16 protein-coding genes and 1 riboswitch are annotated in these 15,987 nt (G+C 65.4%); of the genes, 7 read left to right on the top strand and 9 right to left on the bottom strand.

Translation table 11 applies throughout. From position 1 onward, the window contains the following. The first annotated feature begins 108 nt into the window (after window positions 1–108). Window positions 109–2,244, top strand: coding sequence for a S46 family peptidase (locus tag FHS02_RS27645; protein WP_137313906.1), 2,136 nt, complete (start codon window positions 109–111; stop codon window positions 2,242–2,244). Between the two features lie 231 nt (window positions 2,245–2,475). Here FHS02_RS27645 and FHS02_RS27640 read toward each other — a convergent pair whose 3' ends face one another. Further along, on the bottom strand, window positions 2,476–2,895 hold the full coding sequence (locus FHS02_RS27640) for a DUF1810 domain-containing protein (RefSeq protein ID WP_137313905.1): 420 nt from the start codon (window positions 2,893–2,895) through the stop codon (window positions 2,476–2,478). A 37-nt stretch (window positions 2,896–2,932) separates the two neighbouring features. Continuing rightward, window positions 2,933–4,888, bottom strand: coding sequence for an alpha/beta hydrolase family protein (locus FHS02_RS27635; RefSeq protein WP_137313904.1), 1,956 nt, complete (start codon window positions 4,886–4,888; stop codon window positions 2,933–2,935). Window positions 4,889–5,064: 176 nt separating this feature from the next. On the opposite strand from FHS02_RS27635, the gene pnuC reads away from it, so the two are divergent. Then, a complete protein-coding gene (gene pnuC, locus FHS02_RS27630) occupies window positions 5,065–5,703 on the top strand; it encodes a nicotinamide riboside transporter PnuC (protein ID WP_137313903.1) in 639 nt (212 codons plus the stop codon). Between the two features lie 5 nt (window positions 5,704–5,708). Then, the gene (locus FHS02_RS27625; RefSeq protein ID WP_137313902.1) at window positions 5,709–6,212 is read left to right on the top strand and encodes an AAA family ATPase; all 504 of its coding nucleotides are present in this window, start codon (window positions 5,709–5,711) and stop codon (window positions 6,210–6,212) included. 9 nt (window positions 6,213–6,221) lie between these two features. Here the strand turns inward: FHS02_RS27625 and FHS02_RS27620 are convergent, their stop codons facing one another. Continuing rightward, window positions 6,222–8,327 carry a TonB-dependent siderophore receptor gene (locus FHS02_RS27620; RefSeq protein ID WP_137313901.1) on the bottom strand — a complete coding sequence of 702 codons (2,106 nt, stop codon included), beginning with the start codon at window positions 8,325–8,327 and terminating at the stop codon, window positions 6,222–6,224. 79 nt (window positions 8,328–8,406) lie between these two features. Then, window positions 8,407–8,510, bottom strand: a riboswitch (TPP riboswitch). A 123-nt stretch (window positions 8,511–8,633) separates the two neighbouring features. Between FHS02_RS27620 and FHS02_RS27615 the strand changes: the two genes are divergently transcribed. The 3 genes from FHS02_RS27615 to FHS02_RS27605 are packed head-to-tail and all read left to right on the top strand — an operon-like array spanning window position 8,634 to window position 9,865. Beyond that, the gene (locus tag FHS02_RS27615; RefSeq protein ID WP_137313900.1) at window positions 8,634–8,942 is read left to right on the top strand and encodes a ferritin family protein; all 309 of its coding nucleotides are present in this window, start codon (window positions 8,634–8,636) and stop codon (window positions 8,940–8,942) included. Window positions 8,943–8,966: 24 nt separating this feature from the next. Next, window positions 8,967–9,428, top strand: coding sequence for an Imm26 family immunity protein (locus FHS02_RS27610; protein ID WP_137313899.1), 462 nt, complete (start codon window positions 8,967–8,969; stop codon window positions 9,426–9,428). 23 nt (window positions 9,429–9,451) lie between these two features. Beyond that, the gene (locus tag FHS02_RS27605; protein ID WP_137313898.1) at window positions 9,452–9,865 is read left to right on the top strand and encodes a GFA family protein; all 414 of its coding nucleotides are present in this window, start codon (window positions 9,452–9,454) and stop codon (window positions 9,863–9,865) included. Window positions 9,866–9,959: 94 nt separating this feature from the next. Here the strand turns inward: FHS02_RS27605 and FHS02_RS27600 are convergent, their stop codons facing one another. From FHS02_RS27600 to ompR, 6 genes are all read right to left on the bottom strand, one after another. Further along, window positions 9,960–11,252: an RNA polymerase sigma factor gene (locus FHS02_RS27600; protein ID WP_229422639.1), complete on the bottom strand. Its 1,293-nt coding sequence runs from the start codon at window positions 11,250–11,252 to the stop codon at window positions 9,960–9,962. Beyond that, window positions 11,249–11,962 carry a YciI family protein gene (locus tag FHS02_RS27595; RefSeq protein WP_137313897.1) on the bottom strand — a complete coding sequence of 238 codons (714 nt, stop codon included), beginning with the start codon at window positions 11,960–11,962 and terminating at the stop codon, window positions 11,249–11,251. The genes FHS02_RS27600 and FHS02_RS27595 overlap by 4 nt, the downstream gene beginning before the upstream one ends. 27 nt (window positions 11,963–11,989) lie before the next feature. Then, entirely contained in the window at window positions 11,990–12,412 is a 423-nt protein-coding gene (locus FHS02_RS27590) for a YciI family protein (protein ID WP_137313896.1), read from the bottom strand. Between the two features lie 24 nt (window positions 12,413–12,436). Continuing rightward, window positions 12,437–12,922, bottom strand: coding sequence for a VOC family protein (locus FHS02_RS27585; RefSeq protein ID WP_137313895.1), 486 nt, complete (start codon window positions 12,920–12,922; stop codon window positions 12,437–12,439). 190 nt (window positions 12,923–13,112) lie between these two features. Then, a complete protein-coding gene (locus tag FHS02_RS27580; protein WP_229422637.1) occupies window positions 13,113–14,465 on the bottom strand; it encodes an ATP-binding protein in 1,353 nt (450 codons plus the stop codon). A 13-nt stretch (window positions 14,466–14,478) separates the two neighbouring features. Beyond that, a complete protein-coding gene (gene ompR / locus FHS02_RS27575) occupies window positions 14,479–15,180 on the bottom strand; it encodes an osmolarity response regulator transcription factor OmpR (RefSeq protein WP_229418989.1) in 702 nt (233 codons plus the stop codon). A 264-nt stretch (window positions 15,181–15,444) separates the two neighbouring features. On the opposite strand from ompR, the gene FHS02_RS27570 reads away from it, so the two are divergent. Beyond that, complete coding sequence (locus tag FHS02_RS27570; protein WP_229422634.1) at window positions 15,445–15,831, top strand: hypothetical protein; 387 nt, start codon at window positions 15,445–15,447, stop codon at window positions 15,829–15,831. Window positions 15,832–15,987 lie beyond the last annotated feature (156 nt).

Genomic DNA, 15,987 nt, shown 5'->3' with positions numbered 1-15,987 from the left:
TCCCGGGCGGTTTACCGGGGAATAGTGTCGGACACCGGTTTTTTCCCCCACGCCGCCGATTTTTTCCTATACTTCCCCGGCTTTTTATCAACCCCAGGGGAACATATCTTGTTCAAAAAACTAGTCCTGCCGGCCACTTTGCTGGCCGCCTTCGGTACCGCACACGGCGACGAAGGCCAGTGGCAACCCCACCAGCTGCCGCAACTGAAATCGGAACTGAAGCGCATCGGCATCCAGATTCCGGCCGAGCGGATCGCCGACCTGACGAAGCACCCGATGAGCGCCATCGTGTCGCTCGGCGGCTGCTCGGCGTCGTTCGTGTCGCCGGACGGCCTGGTGGTCACCAACCACCACTGCGCCTATGGCTCGATCCAGCGCAACTCCACGGCGGAGAAGAACTATATCGTCAACGGCTTCCTGGCGAAGACGCGCGCCGAGGAATTGCCGGGCGGTCCGAACGCGCTGGTGTACGTGACCGAGAAGGTCGAGAACGTGACGGAGCGCGTGCTGAAAGGGCTGGACAACGTGGGCGGCAAGGCGCGCCACGAGGCGATCGCCAGCCGCATCAAGGCGTTGACCGCCGAATGCGAGACGGATAAATCCTACCGCTGCTCGGTGCCCGCGTTCCACCGCGGCCTGGAGTACTACCGCATCCGCCAGATGATGATCCGCGACGTGCGCCTGGTCTACGCACCGGCGGACATGGTGGGCAACTACGGCGGCGATATCGACAACTACGAGTGGCCGCGCCATACCGGCGACTACTCGTTCCTGCGCGCCTACGTGGGCAAGGATGGCCGCCCCGCCGATCCGTCGCCGGACAACGTGCCGTACAAGTCGAAGGACTTCCTGGTGGTGTCCGCCGAAGGCCTGAAGGCCGGCGATCCGATCCTGCTGGCCGGCTACCCCGGCCGCACCAGCCGCTACAAGCTGCCGGCGGAGATCCGTTTTGCACGCGATGTGAGCTATCCAGCGACGGTGGCCGAATACCAGGCCGACCTGGATACCATCGCCGCCGCCACGAAGAGCAGCAAGAACGACGAAGTGCGCTACGCGTCGGTCGTCAAGTCGATCAACAACCGCATGAAGAAGACGCAGGGCCTGCTGGACGGCTTCGCGCGCAAGGACCTGGCCGCCATCAAGGATGGGCAGGATGCCGAGTTCCGGGCGTGGTACGGCAGGCAGGCCGGCGTTTCCGGGTCGATGTTGTCCGACCTGGACGCGGCCATCGCCGCCGACATGGCGCTGGAACAGCAGACGTTCGGCTGGAACGTCGCCACCAACTCCGACCTGTTCAAGAGCGCCCGCACGCTGTACCGCCTGGCGCTGGAGCGCAAAAAGCCCGATGCCGAGCGCGAATCCGGCTACCAGGACCGCGACCTGGCCATGATCAAGGCACGCCTGACGCGCCTGGAACAGTCGTACGTGGGCAGCGTCGACGAGGCGCGTTTCGCGGCAGGCCTGCAACGCTATGCCAAGCTGCCGGCCGCGTTCCATCCCCAGGGCCTCGATGCGCTGCTGCCGTCGGTGGCCGACGTGCCGGCGCTGTACCGGAAGTCGGCGCTGGGCGATACGAAGACGCGCCTGGCGCTGCTGGACGCCGACGCCGCCACGCTGGAGAAATCCGCCGATCCGTTCATGCAGCTGGCCGTGAAGATGCATGCCTTCGCACTGGCGCTGGAAGACCGCTCGAAGGAATCGGAAGGCAACCTGGAAAAGGTGATTCCGCAGTACATGAGCGCCGTGATCGCGTGGAAGAAATCGCAGGGCAAGCCGGTCTACCCGGACGCCAACTCGACCCTGCGCGTGACCTACGGCACCGTCGATGCGTATTCGCCGAAGGATGGCATCACCAAGGGGCCGTTCACCACGGTGGAAGGCATCGTCGAGAAGCATACGGGCAAGGATCCGTTCGATGCGCCCAAGGCACTGCTGGACGCGGTCAAGGCGAAGCGCTATGGCCAGTTCAAGGACCCGGTGCTGGGGACCGTGCCGGTGAACTTCCTGTCCAGCGCCGATACCACCGGCGGCAATTCCGGTTCGGCGATCGTCAACAAGCGCGGCGAACTGATTGGCCTGAACTTCGATTCCACCTATGAGTCGATCACGAAGGACTGGTACTTCGACACCGCCATCACGCGCGCCATCCACCTCGACGTGCGCTACATGCTGTGGGTGATGAAGGAAGTCGACGGTGCCGACAACCTGCTGAAGGAAATGACGATCAAGTATCCGAAGAAGTAATTCCTTCGGTACCTGGTCCCGGACAGGCCGCCGCTCGCAGGAACGGCGGCCTGTTTCGCATGGGGCCCGACATTGCCCGCGGCTGGACCTTTCGGGATGGCTCCCTATACTGGTGGGTGACCATGATCGGGTTCAACCACGAGAGAAGCTGCCATGCGATGCTGCTGGGTTGTGCGATCGTGGCGGTCGCCGCGCGCAGGGGCCGGCGGCGCCTGGCAACATGACAGCACGTCACCCGGCCAGCAGGGCAAGCGTGGCCCGGTCGGGCTGGCCTTCGTAGAAGGCTGCCAGCGCTCCGGTGAACAGGTCTTCGCCGGGCCGGGCCGAGGCGAACAGCGTCATCGACGAACGGAACTTCAAGGCATCGACATGGCCCAGGATCGTATCGATCGGCGTGCCGGCATGGTCATTGACGAGCCGGGTGCATTCGCGCAGCCGCGCGCCCAGCACCGCATGATCGAGATAGGCGCGCGCCTCGTCGAGCGTGGCGATGCCGTAGAAGCGGCTCGTGTCCGAGCGGCCCAGGTCCTTCAGCTGCGGGAAGATGAACCACATCCAGTGGCTCGACTTGCGCCCGGCGCGCAACTCGCGCAGCACGTCGCCATAGATGCGATCCTGCGCGGCGATGAAGCGGTCGAGATCGTGCGGCATGCTTCCTCCTGTGGGCGAACCCGCAGTCTACCCCGGCTTACCTGCGCAGGTGTTTCGCCAGGAAGGTTTCCAGCCTGCGGTACACCTCGACCTGGTTCTCGGTGTCGTAGAAGCCGTGCCATTCATAGTCCACGTAATACCACTCGGGCGGCCGGCCGGCCTTCGCCAGCGCATCGCGCATGCGGAAGGCGTGTTCCTTGGGCGTAATCTTGTCCTTGCCGCCATGAATGAGCAGCACGGGCGCCTTGATCGTGTCCGCATGCAGGGCGGGAGAGATACGGTCCAGTTCCTTGACGTCGTCACCGATGTACCGTCGCCAGTAGCTGGTAAACGTCTTCGAGCGCTTGACGTCGTCGCCTTCGAGCAGCAGCTTCAGATCGTAGGCGCCGGCGTAGCCGACGGCGCACTTGAACAGGCCCGGCTCGCGCGACGCCAGTGTCATTGCCGCATAGCCGCCGAAGCTGGCGCCGAAGACGCACATCCGGTTGCTGTCGACGCCGGCATTGCCGACCGCCCAGCGCACGCCATCGACCAGGTCGTCCATGATTTTGCCGTGCCATTGACGGTAACCGGCGGCCTCGAACGTCTCGCCGCGGCCGCCCGAACCACGGAAGTTCACCTGCAGGACCGCGTAGCCGCGGCTGGCAAGGAATTGCGCGTCGGTGTCGAAGTACCAGCTGTCGTAGGGTCCGTGCGGGCCGCCATGCGGAATCAGCACCAGCGGCAGCTTGCCGGCAGCCGGCTGGCGCGGCACCGTCAGGTAGCCATGCAGCTGCAGGCCGTCGCGCGCCTTGAAGGAAACCGGCTTGCGTTCGGCCATCTGGTCGGGTTCGAGCGATTCCATGGCGGCAAACAGCATGTCTGCGCGGCCGTTCTTGCGGTCGAACAGGTAATATGTTCCCGGATCGCGGTCGCTGCGAACGACGAACAGCACCTTGCCACCATCCTGGGTGACGTCGAGGAAACGCACGACGTCGCCAGGGAACTGTGCGGCCAGCTGCTTGTGCAAGGCCACGTCGGCATGGCTGTCCGGCTCCACATAGCGGACCTCCGGCTTGCCGACGGACGTAAAGGCGGCGATCGGCAGGTAACGGCGGCTGCCGAACATGGCATCGCTGACGGAGCCGTCGGCGTGCGAGGCGACCACGTGCCGGGCGCCCGTGGCAAGGTTCTCGCGCACCAGTACTTGCGGTCCACCGCGCTCGGAGTGCCATGCCATGAACTCGCGATCGTCCGCCGAGAACGCAAAAGGATCGAGCAGCGTGCCGGTTTTTTCCTGCGGAACGCGGGTCCATTTGCCGCTGTCGCCTTCGCGCCGCAACAAAGCGAATTGCGCGTTGTCGTCACTGCCGACAGCAAACCGCGGCTGGCCATCGTTCTGCACGTAGAAATTGAAGCGAGAATGGGGCACGCGCGCGACCGAGCGGCGCTTGCCCTTGACCGTGTCGATCTCGAGCAATTCGCTGAAATCGGCGTCCCACAGGTAAGCGGACAGGAAGACGCGGCCATTGCGTTCGGCCGGGATGTCCGAGACGTAGGCGTAGCCATAATCGTCCTGGTAGCCGCTGGTGCGCGCCGAGTTCTGGAACCGGTCGTAGCCGTACAGGTATTCCTGCTTCTTGCCGTCGTATTCCATCGCCAGGACTTCGCCGTAAGATGTGGGGATCTCGCGCGAGCCCTGTTCATGCCCCTTGCGCACGACGAGGCGGGTGTTGCTGACCCAGTAGTAGCCAAGCGGTACCTGGAACGCCGGCAGCCGCACCACGCTTTCGATCTTCAGGTCCGGCAGGCTGTAGAACGTCATCGTCGGCACGTCGCGTGCGCCGATCGGCATGCGCACCGTGACGGCGAGGTGCTTTCCGTCGGGCGACAGGCGCGGCTGGGAAAACTGTTCCTGCTTGACGAATGACTCGATGGGGATCGGTGCGGCGGGCGCCTGCGCGATGGCGGGCAAGGCGGGTGCGGCGAGAAGGAGGGGCAGGGTGCGCAGCATGGCGGGACAGGGGGATGTGGTAGTACGCCATTATTCGGCAAGCCGGCGATATTAACAATATGCAATAATTGGTGAGAATTGTGCACGGTTGCCGGGCATTGGCGCCGCAGCGGCGGCCACGCTGTGCCGCATCCCGCCGCCATGGCATAATCCGCAGTCCTCCAGAGCGCTGCCTCATGAACGAAACCCTCAATATCCTCCCCGGCCTGTCCACCACGCCGCTCGAACTGCTGTCCTTTGTCCTGTCGATTGCCACCGTGTGGCTGAACATCCGCCAGAAGCACTGGGCCTGGCTGTTCGCGATCCTGTCATCCGCGCTGTACGGCGTGGTGTTCTTCCAGTCGAAGCTGTATGGCGACATGGGGCTGCAGCTGGTGTTCATCACGGTATCGTTCTGGGGCTGGTACCAATGGCTGCATGGCGACGACACGCATGCGCGCCTGCCGGTCACGCAGCTGTCCTGGCAGGGCAGGGCGGTGGCTGCGCTGGGCTGGATCGCCGGCTTCATCGCGCTGGCCTGGTTCCTGAAGACGTTTACCGATACCGACGTGCCGTTCGCGGACGGTTTCCTGACCGCCGGCAGCCTGGTGGGCCAGTTGCTGCTGTCCCGCAAGAAGCTGGAGAACTGGCACGTATGGATCATCGTCGACGTGCTGTACGTGGGGCTGTACGTGCACAAGGGCCTGATGTTGACGGCCGTACTGTACGGCCTGTTCGTGGTGATGGCGGCGATCGGCCTGCTGGCATGGCGCAAGTCGATGCAGGCCGACGAATCGGGCAAGGAGCCGGCCAGCGAAGCGATGGTGCTGCGGTGAGGGCGATGCGCATCGCGATCGTCGGCAGCGCCTCGTCGGGCAAGACGACGCTGGCCCAGGCGCTGGCCGAGCGCTATCGGGACGTGTGGGTGCCGGAATACCTGCGCGAGTTCGTCGACCTGCACCAGCGCGTGCCGGTCGAGGCCGATCAGTTGCATATCGCCGAAACGCAGGCCGCGCGCGAGGAACTCGCGATGGCGCGTGCCGGCCGCTTTTTGTTTTGCGACACCACGCCGCTGATGACGGCCGTGTACAGCCGCCATTACTTCGGCCGCATCGATCCGCGCCTCGCTGCACTGGCGGCGTCGCGCCGCTACGACGTCACGCTGGTCTGCGCACCCGACATGCCATGGAAGGCCGATGGCCTGCAGCGCGAGCCGGAGGACCAGAGCGCCGCCGTCCACGCGCTGCTGGCCGAGGAACTGGCCGCACGCGCGATCGCGCACGTGCGCATCCACGGGCCGCTGGCACAGCGCCTGCGGCAGGTGGAGGAAGTGCTGGGCTCCTGATTCGCCGGATCAGAAATCGAGCTGCGCCGACACGTGGAACGTGCGGCCCAGCCCGGGCATCAGGTAGCCGCCCAGGTCCGGCGTCACGTCGCGCCAGTAGAACTTGTCGAGCGCATTGCGCACCTGGGCGCGCAGCATCAGCGGCATGCCGTTCACGCGCGTGACATAGGAAGTGCCGACGTTCAGCAGGTGGTACTTCGGCACGAATACCCGGTTCTCTTCATCGAACGCCTTCTTGCCGGCGAACTGCCAGTCGCCGTTCACCTTGAACGCCGCCGATAGCGCATATTCGGCGAACACGGTGGAACGGATGGCCGGCACGTTGGTCACGCGCTTGCCGTCGTAGATGGCCTGGCCGGTGCCGTCCTGCCTCGTGCTCAATGCGGCCAGCGAGGCGCCCACGGTCAGTTCGCGCGTCGCCTTGCCCTGCGCCGCGAATTCGACGCCGCGATGCTGCGCCTCGCCGTTGCGCACGAAGGTATTGGCGGCATCGATGTATTCCAGGCCTTTCTCGATCTGGAACAGCGCGGCGGTATAGCTGATGCTGCCGACCAGGGCCTTGGCGCCCAGTTCGACCTGCTTCGACTTCGACGGAGCCAGCGCGCGATTCTCATTCACCGTCTGCAGCGGCGCGATGCCGCCGTGCTGCAGGCCGCGCGCGTACGTCGCATACAGCGACACGTTGCTGCGCGGGCTGTACACCAGCGCCACGTTCGGCAGCCAGAAGTTGGCGCTGCTCGGCGCCACGCCCGCTTCGTCGCGCTTCAGCTTCACGTAGCGCGCGCCGGCATGCAGCGTCAGCCCGCTGGTAAGGCCGACGATGTCCTGCACGAACAGGGCGCGTTCGTTGTCCTTGCGCTGCACGGATGCCGGGCCGGTCTCCAGGTCGCTGCGCGGCGGTACCACCACCGGGCGGTAGATGTTGCTGGTGCCGGCATATTCATAGACGTCCTCGCCCCAGCTTTCCTTGTTGCCGTAGTAGGCGAAGCCGGTCGACAGCTCGTGCGACAGCGCGCCGGTGGCAAAGCGTCCCTGCAGCATGGCCTGCGCGGCCAGCGGCTTCTTCTGTTCGCCCAGGCTGCGGTAGTCGTACACGTCATAGTCGCCGTTGGCGCAGAAGCCCGGATACAGTTCCTGGGCCGAGCAGCCGTACGGGAATGCGGTGTAGTCGTCGCGCTTGAACACGTGGCGGTTCGCTTTCAGCTCGACTTTCCAGTCCTGCGCCAGCTGGTACTGGAAGCGCGCGCCGAAGTTCATGCTTTCCGTGGCCACCGGGTAGCTCCAGGGCTGGTCGTTCAGCAGCGTGTCGGCATCCACGACCGGCAGCGACACGTTGTTGATCAGCTGGAAGCCGGGCGCCGAGACCTGGGATTTCTTCTGGTAGTCGGCGTCGACCTGCAACAGTGCCTGCGGCGAAATCTGCCAGTCGAATGCGCCGGACACGAAGCTGCGGCGGCCATCCGCGCCGTCGACGTACGAGCGCAGCCGCTCGCCCGCCACGTTGACGCGGTAGCCGAAGCGCCGGTCCTCGAAGCGGCCGCCCAGGTCCACCGCGCCGTAGACGGTGCCCCGTTCGCTGACCCCGAACAGGACCGAACGCAGCGTGCCGTTGGTCGGCCGCTTCGTGGTGTATTCGACGATGCCGCCCGGCGCCGCCACGCCGGCCGTCAGGCCCGCCAGCCCTTTCTGTACCTGGATGTTTTCCTTGTTCTCCAGCGGGATCTGCGTGTCCGCCGAAATCGCCAGGCCATCCTTGCGGTAGCTGCTGGCATTGTCCAGCTTGAAGCCGCGGATCGAGAACTGTTCGGCGTAGCCGACCGCGTTGTAGGCGTCGCTGATACTGGCGTCGTAGCGTGCCGCATCCGTGGTGGAACGGATGTTCAGCGCCTGCATCTGCTCGCGCGTGACGACGCTGACCGAGGCCGGCGTCTGCAGCAGCGGCCGTTCCGAGAAGCCGGCGACGGACGCGCTTTCGGCGGTCCCGCGCGCCGCGGTGATGACGACTTCCGTCATCGTGGGCTCATTGGTACCCGCCGCGGCCTGCTGTGCAAATGCGGGGAAGGCCTGTGCGATGGCCAGCGCGGCGGCGGATACGGCGAAAGTGGTCTTGTTCATCGATGTGCTCTAATTCTCGTTCTCGTTCGTTATCGAACCAGCGAGGGAGCACACCCGGGAAGAGGAAGGGGAGAGTGACGAGCACTGCGTTGCGCTTTCCTTCGCTGGCATTATCCAGATCAGGTACGAAGGGTATCTCTCACCCGGAACATGCAAACCTGTCCAGGACCCCTAGCGAAGCCGGAAGCTTATCACATCCGAATGCAATGTCGTGCGCCATCCGTCCCGGGCCATTGTTATACTTGTGGAAACATGGACTCCGAAGCACAATACCGGCTTTCCATGCCACGCCGACAGGAGGGCGCCATGACGCAGGAACACGTCGTTGAAAACCGCGAGAGCCTGGATGCCCAGGTGCTCGACATGCATCGCGCATTGACCTCGCTGATCGACCGGCTTGGTGCGTTGGACATGGCGAACCAGCGTTGCGCGGCGTGTACCGATCCCGAACTGAAACTGGTGCTGGCCAGCCAGCGCGACAGCGTGCGCAAGCACGTGGCCATGCTGGTCGAATGGGTGCGCCGGCGCGACCCGAAGCTGGACAAGGAACTGCGCGATGCGCTGTTCAAGGCCGGCCCGATCGCGGCCCAGTACCGCTACGACGAGAACATGTAAGGCAGTCCACATAATGAGAATCGAATGAAGCAGCCGTATCACGAAGGAAGCTGGTTCGCCGTACCGCTGATTAACGGCGGCTACGCGGCCGGGCTCGTTGCCCGCATGTCGCCCCAGGGGAAGATCATGCTGGCCTATCTGTTCGGACCGAAACGTGCCACGATGCCCACGCTGGCCGATGTGCAGGGCCTGAAGGCGGGCGATGCCGTCAAGGCCATCCGCACCGGCGACATGGCGCTGGCCAACGGCCGCTGGCCAGTGCTCGGCGAAGCCGACAACTTCGAGCGCAACGACTGGCCGGTGCCGGTCTTCATCCGCCGTTCGGATGCGCTGAAACGCGCCTGGCAGGCCACGTATGCCGACGACCCGGCCAAGCCGGAGCGCGAAGTATCGGTACCGTATGAAACCGCGGGCCTGGAAAGCGATTCCCTGTACGGCTACGGGTCCACCGAGCTGCTGCTGACCAAGCTGCTCGAGCAAGGCTGAAACAGGCCGGCAAGGAGAGGGGAATGCACCAGGGAGGCTGCTTCTGCGGTGCCGTGCGCTACCTGGTCACGGCCGTACCGTTCAACAGTACGCTGTGCCACTGCACGATGTGCCGCCGCTCCAGCGGGGCACCCTGCGTGGCGTGGTTCTCGGTGCCGCGCACCGGCCTGCGTTTCACGGCGGGCATGCTGGCGTACTATGCGTCCAGTCCCGGCGTGCGCCGAGGCTTCTGCGCCGGCTGCGGCACCCAGGTCACGTTCGAGGACGCACGCTGGCCGGGAGAACTCGATGTGACCACCGCCAGCCTGGACGACCCGGAGGTGGTGCCGCCCGGCGATCATACCTATATGCAAAGCCACTTGCCCTGGATAAAGCTGGCGGACAGCCTGCCGCGCTATCTGCGCACGCGCACCGAGGGTACCCGCGACATGCCCTAGTCCTTCATCCCGTCAGCCCGACATTCCGCCATCGGGTGACCCGACATCCCCAACATCCCCAACATCCCGAAATCTCGCCCATCCGTGCATCCGGTCATCCCGGCAGCGACGGGCAGGCTGCCGCGCGTGACAGCAGCAGGGTGCGTTCGCGTTCGTTCTGCGTCAGTTCGGCGGCGCGCAGGAACTCGGCGCGCGCTTCGTCCAGCCGGCCCAGCTTGAACAGGAAATCGCCGCGCACGCTGGGCAGCAGGTGATAGTGGCGCAGCGCCGGCTCGCCGACCAGCGTATCGGCCACTTCCAGCCCGGCGGCGGGGCCGAACGCCATCGCCAGTGCCACGGCCCGGTTCAATTCCACCACCGGCGATGGCGCCAGCTGCGCCAGGCCGTCGTACAGCGCGGCGATGCGTTCCCAGTCGGTATCCGCCGCCCTGCGGGCACGCGCATGGCAGGCGGCGATCGCGGCCTGCAGCCCGTACGGTCCCAGGCTCTTGCCGAGCTGGCCGGCGCGCTCCAGCGCGGCAAGGCCACGGCGGATCAGCAACTGGTCCCAGCGCGCGCGGTCCTGGTCCAGCAGCAGTACCGGCGCGCCGTCCGCCGCGATGCGGGCACGGGCGCGCGAAGACTGGATTTCCATCAGCGCCACCAGCCCGTGCACTTCCGGCTCGCCCGGCATGAGCCCGGCCAGGATGCGGCCCAGGCGCAGGGCCTCGTCGCACAGCGCGGGGCGCATCCAGTCGGTGCCGGCGCTGGCCGAATAACCTTCGTTATAGATCAGGTAGATCACCTGCAGGACGGAAGACAGCCGCTGTACCAGCTCGTGTTCGGCCGGTACCTCGAACGGCACGCGGGCTTCGAGCAGCGTGCGCTTGGCGCGCACGATGCGCTGCGCCACCGTGGGCTCCGGCACCAGGAAGGCGCGGGCGATTTCATCGGTCGTCAGGCCGCCCAGCAGCCGCAGCGTGAGTGCCACGCGGCCTTCGGTGGGCAGCACCGGATGGCAGGCAATGAAGACGAGGCGCAGCAGGTCGTCGCCGATGCGGTCGTCCAGCGCGCGGTCCAGCGCCTGTTCCGCATTGTGCGCGGCGTCCTCCAGCAGGCTTTCGATCTCGTAGGCAAGCTCCGGTTCCCGCTCCTGCACCAGCTTGCGGTGGCGCAGGTGGTCGAGCGCGCGGTTCTTCGCCGTGGCCATCAGCCATGCGGCGGGATTGTCCGGCGTGCCGGTGCCGGGAAAACTCGCCGGCCACGTTTCCAGCGCGGCGACCAGCGCTTCCTGCGCCATTTCCTCGGCCAGGCCGACGTCGCGCAGCATGCGTGCCAGGGCGGCGATGATCTTCGCCGACTCGATGCGCCACACCGCCTCGACGGTGCGATGGACCCTGTCGTTCAATGCGCGGCGGGGCAGGCGGGCGGGCAAGCCACGGCACGCAGTTCCAGCGTCACCTCGGGCCACGGGAACGGGTAGCTTTTCACCCAGGCGATCGCTTCGTCGCGCGAGGCGGCCTGGATCAGCCAGAAGCCGGCGATGAGTTCCTTGATTTCGGTGAACGGGCCGTCGACGACCGATGGCCGGCCGCCCTTGAACTTGACCCGCGCGCCTTTCGCGGTGGGTTTCAGCCCGTCGCCGGCCAGCAGCACGCCGGCCTGGGCATCCCGGGCATTGCGCGCGTTCATCAGGGCGATGACTTCGGCCGGCGGCATGTCGTCGGCCTCGAGGGCGGGGCTCGAGCGCAGCAATACAGCATACGACGTCAGGTGCGGCGGCGATTGCGTGTCGATGCCATGGCAGCCGCCGGAGCAGCCGGTTTCGCGCACTTCCAGTATCGCGCCGCCTTCCGCATCGGCCGTGGGCCACTGCGAAGCCCAGGCAATGGCCGCTTCCTTCGACGGCACGTCGATGATCGCGAAGCCGGCCGCCAGCTCGCCAGCCGGAAACGGGCCGTGCTCGACGCGCCATGCGCCGCCGGCGCGATGCAGCCGCGCGGCCTCCGAACCGGGATGCAGCCAGCGGCCGGCCGGTATGGCCTCCGCCAGCGGTGCAGGGGGAAAAGCGCTGCTTTCGGAACCGGCGTCGGCGCGCCGTATCACCATGAAATGCATCCCGTTCTCCTCGTCGCGGTGTGAAATTCAGGCAGGGCTTGCGGAGATGCGCTCGCGCAGCCGTTCCTCCTGTTCGCGCAGTTCCGGCGTGAAGTCGGCGCCGAAGTCTTCCGCCTCGAAGACCTGGCGGATCTCGACTTCATCGCCGTCTTCCATCGGGGCGCGCTTGAGCCACTCGATGGCTTCCTCGCGCGACTTTACCTGAATCAGCCAGAATCCCGCAATCAGTTCCTTGGTCTCGGCGAACGGGCCGTCGATCACGGTGCGCTCCTTGCCGTGATAGCGGATGCGCACGCCTTTCGAGCTGGGATGCAGGCCTTCTCCGGCCAGCATTACGCCGGCGTTGACCAGTTCTTCGTTGTATTTGCCCATGGCTTCGAGCAATGCGGTGGAGGGCATCCTGCCCGCTTCGCTGTCGGCGGATGCTTTGACGATGATCATGAATCGCATGGCGGTGTCTCCTTGTCGCGCTGGTTATTGGCGCAGTTCAGGGCAGTCCATTGCCGTCTTCGACGCTTCGATGGCTTCCTCGGGCGGCACGTCGCGGATGTGCGTGGCCAGCGACCAGCTGTGGCCGAACGGGTCGCGCAGCACGCCGTAACGGTCGCCCCAGAACATGTCGGCCGGCGGCATCTTGGCCGTGGCGCCGGCGTCGACCGCGCGCTGGTACGCGGCATCGACATCCTCGACGTAGCAATGCAGCGTCACCGGGGAAGCCGGCAGGTCCTGCGGGCCGAAGCTGCCATAGTCGGGAAATTCGTCGACAAGCATGATTTTCGTATCGCCGAACTGGATCATTGCGTGCATCAGCTTGCCGCTGTCGTCGGGCACCGGCATCCGCACCAGCTCGACGGTGCCGAACGCCTTCCTGTAGAACTCGATCGCGTCCGCGGCGTTGCGGCAGACGAGGTGCGGCGTCACGGTCGGCATGCCGGCAGGGATTTTTTCGACTTCGCTCATGGCCTATCTCCTTCATGGTGGTTTCAGGGAACACGAACTGCGTTTCCATACTCCCACGACGAACGGCGAAACGCCAGATCGACAAACCGCTGAAACTTTTTTGGCGCCAGCCGTCCGCGCGTGGGCACGGTGCCAATGGTAGGCGCGGAGGCTGACAGCTCCTGTCAGGAGCAGGAACGGATGGACTTCGCTAGACTGCTTCCAGCGTGATCTGGATCGACAGGCCGCCACCTTCGCGATTGCTGAGGTTGAGCTCCGCATCGTGCCGTTGCAGCACGCGCTCGACGATGGCCAGGCCCAGGCCGGCGCCGTTGGCCTGGCTGCGCGCCTCGTCGAGCCGGGTGAACGGTTTCAGCAGCTCGGCCATCCGCTCTTCCGGCACGCCCACGCCATGGTCCTCGACGTCGATCACCACCCGTTTCGCGGTATGCATGCCCTTGACGGAGCAGCGGATGTCGATCTCGGCCATGTCCGTGCCGGGCGTCTTGCCATAGCGGCGCGCATTCTCGATCAGGTTGTGGAACACCCGTTTCAGGTCGGTACCATTGCCCATGACCTGGGCCGGGCAGGTGATGTCGGTAGTGACTTTCACGTCCGGCAGGCGCGACACTTCATGTGCCACTTCTTCCAGCATGGCCGTCACGTCCAGCGGCACGAAGGTGGAAGCCTCGGTCGGTTTCGCGTAATCGAGGAACTGGGCGATGATCGCATCCATCTGCGCCAGGTCGGACTTCATGCCGTCGCGCGCATCCGCCGACAGGTCGGCCATTTCCACTTCCAGCTGCATCCGCGTCAGCGGCGTGCGCAGGTCGTGCGAGATGCCGGCCAGGATCACCGCGCGGTCCGATTCCACCTGCTGCAAGTCGTCGACCATCTGGTTGAAGCTGCGGTTGGCCTGGCGGATTTCCTGCGGCCCTTTTTCCGGCAGCGGCTCCGGGCGGCGGCCCTGCGCGATGGCGCGGAACGCGGCGGTCAGGCGGCGCAGCGGCGCGTTGACGAGACTGGAAATCGCGGCTGCGCCCAGCAGGGAAACCAGCGACACGACGGCCGCCCAGCCGAGCCACTGGATGCCTGTCAGCCATGGAATGCGTTCGCGCTCGAGCATCAGCCAGTACTGGTCTTCGCCGATGTAGAAGCTGACCCAGAAGCCGCGCATGCCGTTGACGCGCGCCGAGAAGCGGGTGGACTTGCCCAGCTTGGCCTTGACGAGCCGTTCGATGTCGGGCATCAGGGCGATGTCCGGCGGCGGGTCGACTTCGTCGTTTTCTTCCAGCAGGAATACGCGGATGCCTTCGTTCGACACGAGTTCGAACAGCAGTTCGGTGCGCAGTTCGGGGGCGGAGTGGGTCAGCGCCGCGCGCGTGATGGTGACGACCGAGATCACCTGCGCGGCCAGTTGCTGCGCCTGCGGCCCGCGCTGGACCCAGCTGATCATGCCGGTCCACGACGCCATCGACAGCGTCGTCAGCACGCCGAGCAGCAGGAAGGTACGCCAGAACAGCCCGCTCTTCAGGCGGGCCAGACTTATATTACGGAACCTCATCGGACGGCACGCATCAGCGCGGCTGTCCCTCCGGGATGAACACATAGCCCAGGCCCCATACGGTCTGGATGTACAGGGGGCTGGACGGATCCGGCTCGATCAGCTTGCGCAGGCGCGAGATCTGCACGTCCAGCGAGCGGTCGAAGACTTCGTACTCGCGCCCGCGCGCCAGTTCCATCAGCTTCTCGCGGGATAGCGGCTGGCGCGCATGCCGGGCAAACACTTTCAGTACCGAGAATTCGCCGGTCGTCAGCGGTACCGTTTCACCGTTCTTCTTCAGCGTGCGGGTGCCCAGGTCCAGCACGAACTGGCCGAATTCGAAGGTTTGCGGGGTTTCCGACGGCGCGCCCGGGATTTCATCGGGCGCCTTGCGGCGCAGCACTGCGCCGATGCGGGCCACCAGTTCGCGCGGGTTGAACGGCTTCGGCAGGTAGTCGTCCGCACCCATCTCGAGGCCGACGATGCGGTCCACGTCCTCGCCCTTCGCGGTCAGCATGATGATCGGCGTCTGGTCGCCGGCGCCGCGCAGGCGGCGGCAGATCGACAGGCCGTCCTCGCCCGGCAGCATCAGGTCCAGCACCAGCAGGTCGTAGCGCTCGCGCAGCCACAGCTTGTTCATCGCGGTGGCGTTTTCCGCCGTGAACACATTGAAACCCTGTTCGGTGAGGTAGCGGCGCAGCAGGTCGCGCAGGCGAACGTCGTCATCCACGACCATGATCTTGGCCTGGTGGCCACCGTGCGAAGCGGTGGAAGAAGAAGAGGTGCCGTTGTTGCCGGTGTCGGTCGATGTCATCATATTGCTGTCGGAATTGTCAGAAGCATGTCGCTATGGTAACGTCTTAACGCGCTGTGCGGCGCGCACGGGCGTACCCATTACAAAGTGTTACAAACTTTACCCAATCACCCTTATACGTATGGGTAAAGGGGCATACACTTCGTCCATCGGGTACAGGTTACCAGACACCAACAAGGACATCGCATGAACCAGCAGGCACACGATCGGAGCAGGGCAGACGCGCAGCGCGCGCGCGCCGCGATCGCGTCGCTGGCGGCGTTTGTTTTTGTCACGCTGTGCGGCGCAGTGCCGGCGATTGTCCATGCCGGCCCGAACGACGGCCCACCGCGCCGCGATGAACAGCAGCAGCAACAGCAGCAACCGCGCCGCGACAGCCGCTGGGGCGGCGCGGCCGATTCGCGGGCCTTCGAAGCCCGCGCCGAAGAACAGCGCCGGATGATGCAGGAAAGTGCCAGCAACGCCGAAATGTCGCGCCGCATGAGCCGCATGACGCCCGACGAACGGCGCGACCTGCGCCGCCAGATCAACGAAGCGGGCATGGAAGTGTATTCCGTGACGCCAAAGCGCTGACACTGCCGAAAGGCCAGCATGTTTCCCCAACGGGCCGGTTGATTACCGGCCCGTTTTCATTGGCAATGGGATGGACGCCCCCTCCGAAACGGCATCGATGTGCCAAAGTGGAAGTGTCAACAAGCCACGATATCGAGGGAGGCGTCATCATGAAGA

It is taken from the genome of Pseudoduganella umbonata (genome assembly GCF_014192225.1).
Taxonomy (GTDB): Bacteria; Pseudomonadota; Gammaproteobacteria; order Burkholderiales; family Burkholderiaceae_D; genus Rugamonas; species Rugamonas umbonata.
This window is presented reverse-complemented; position numbering and strand designations above follow the sequence as displayed.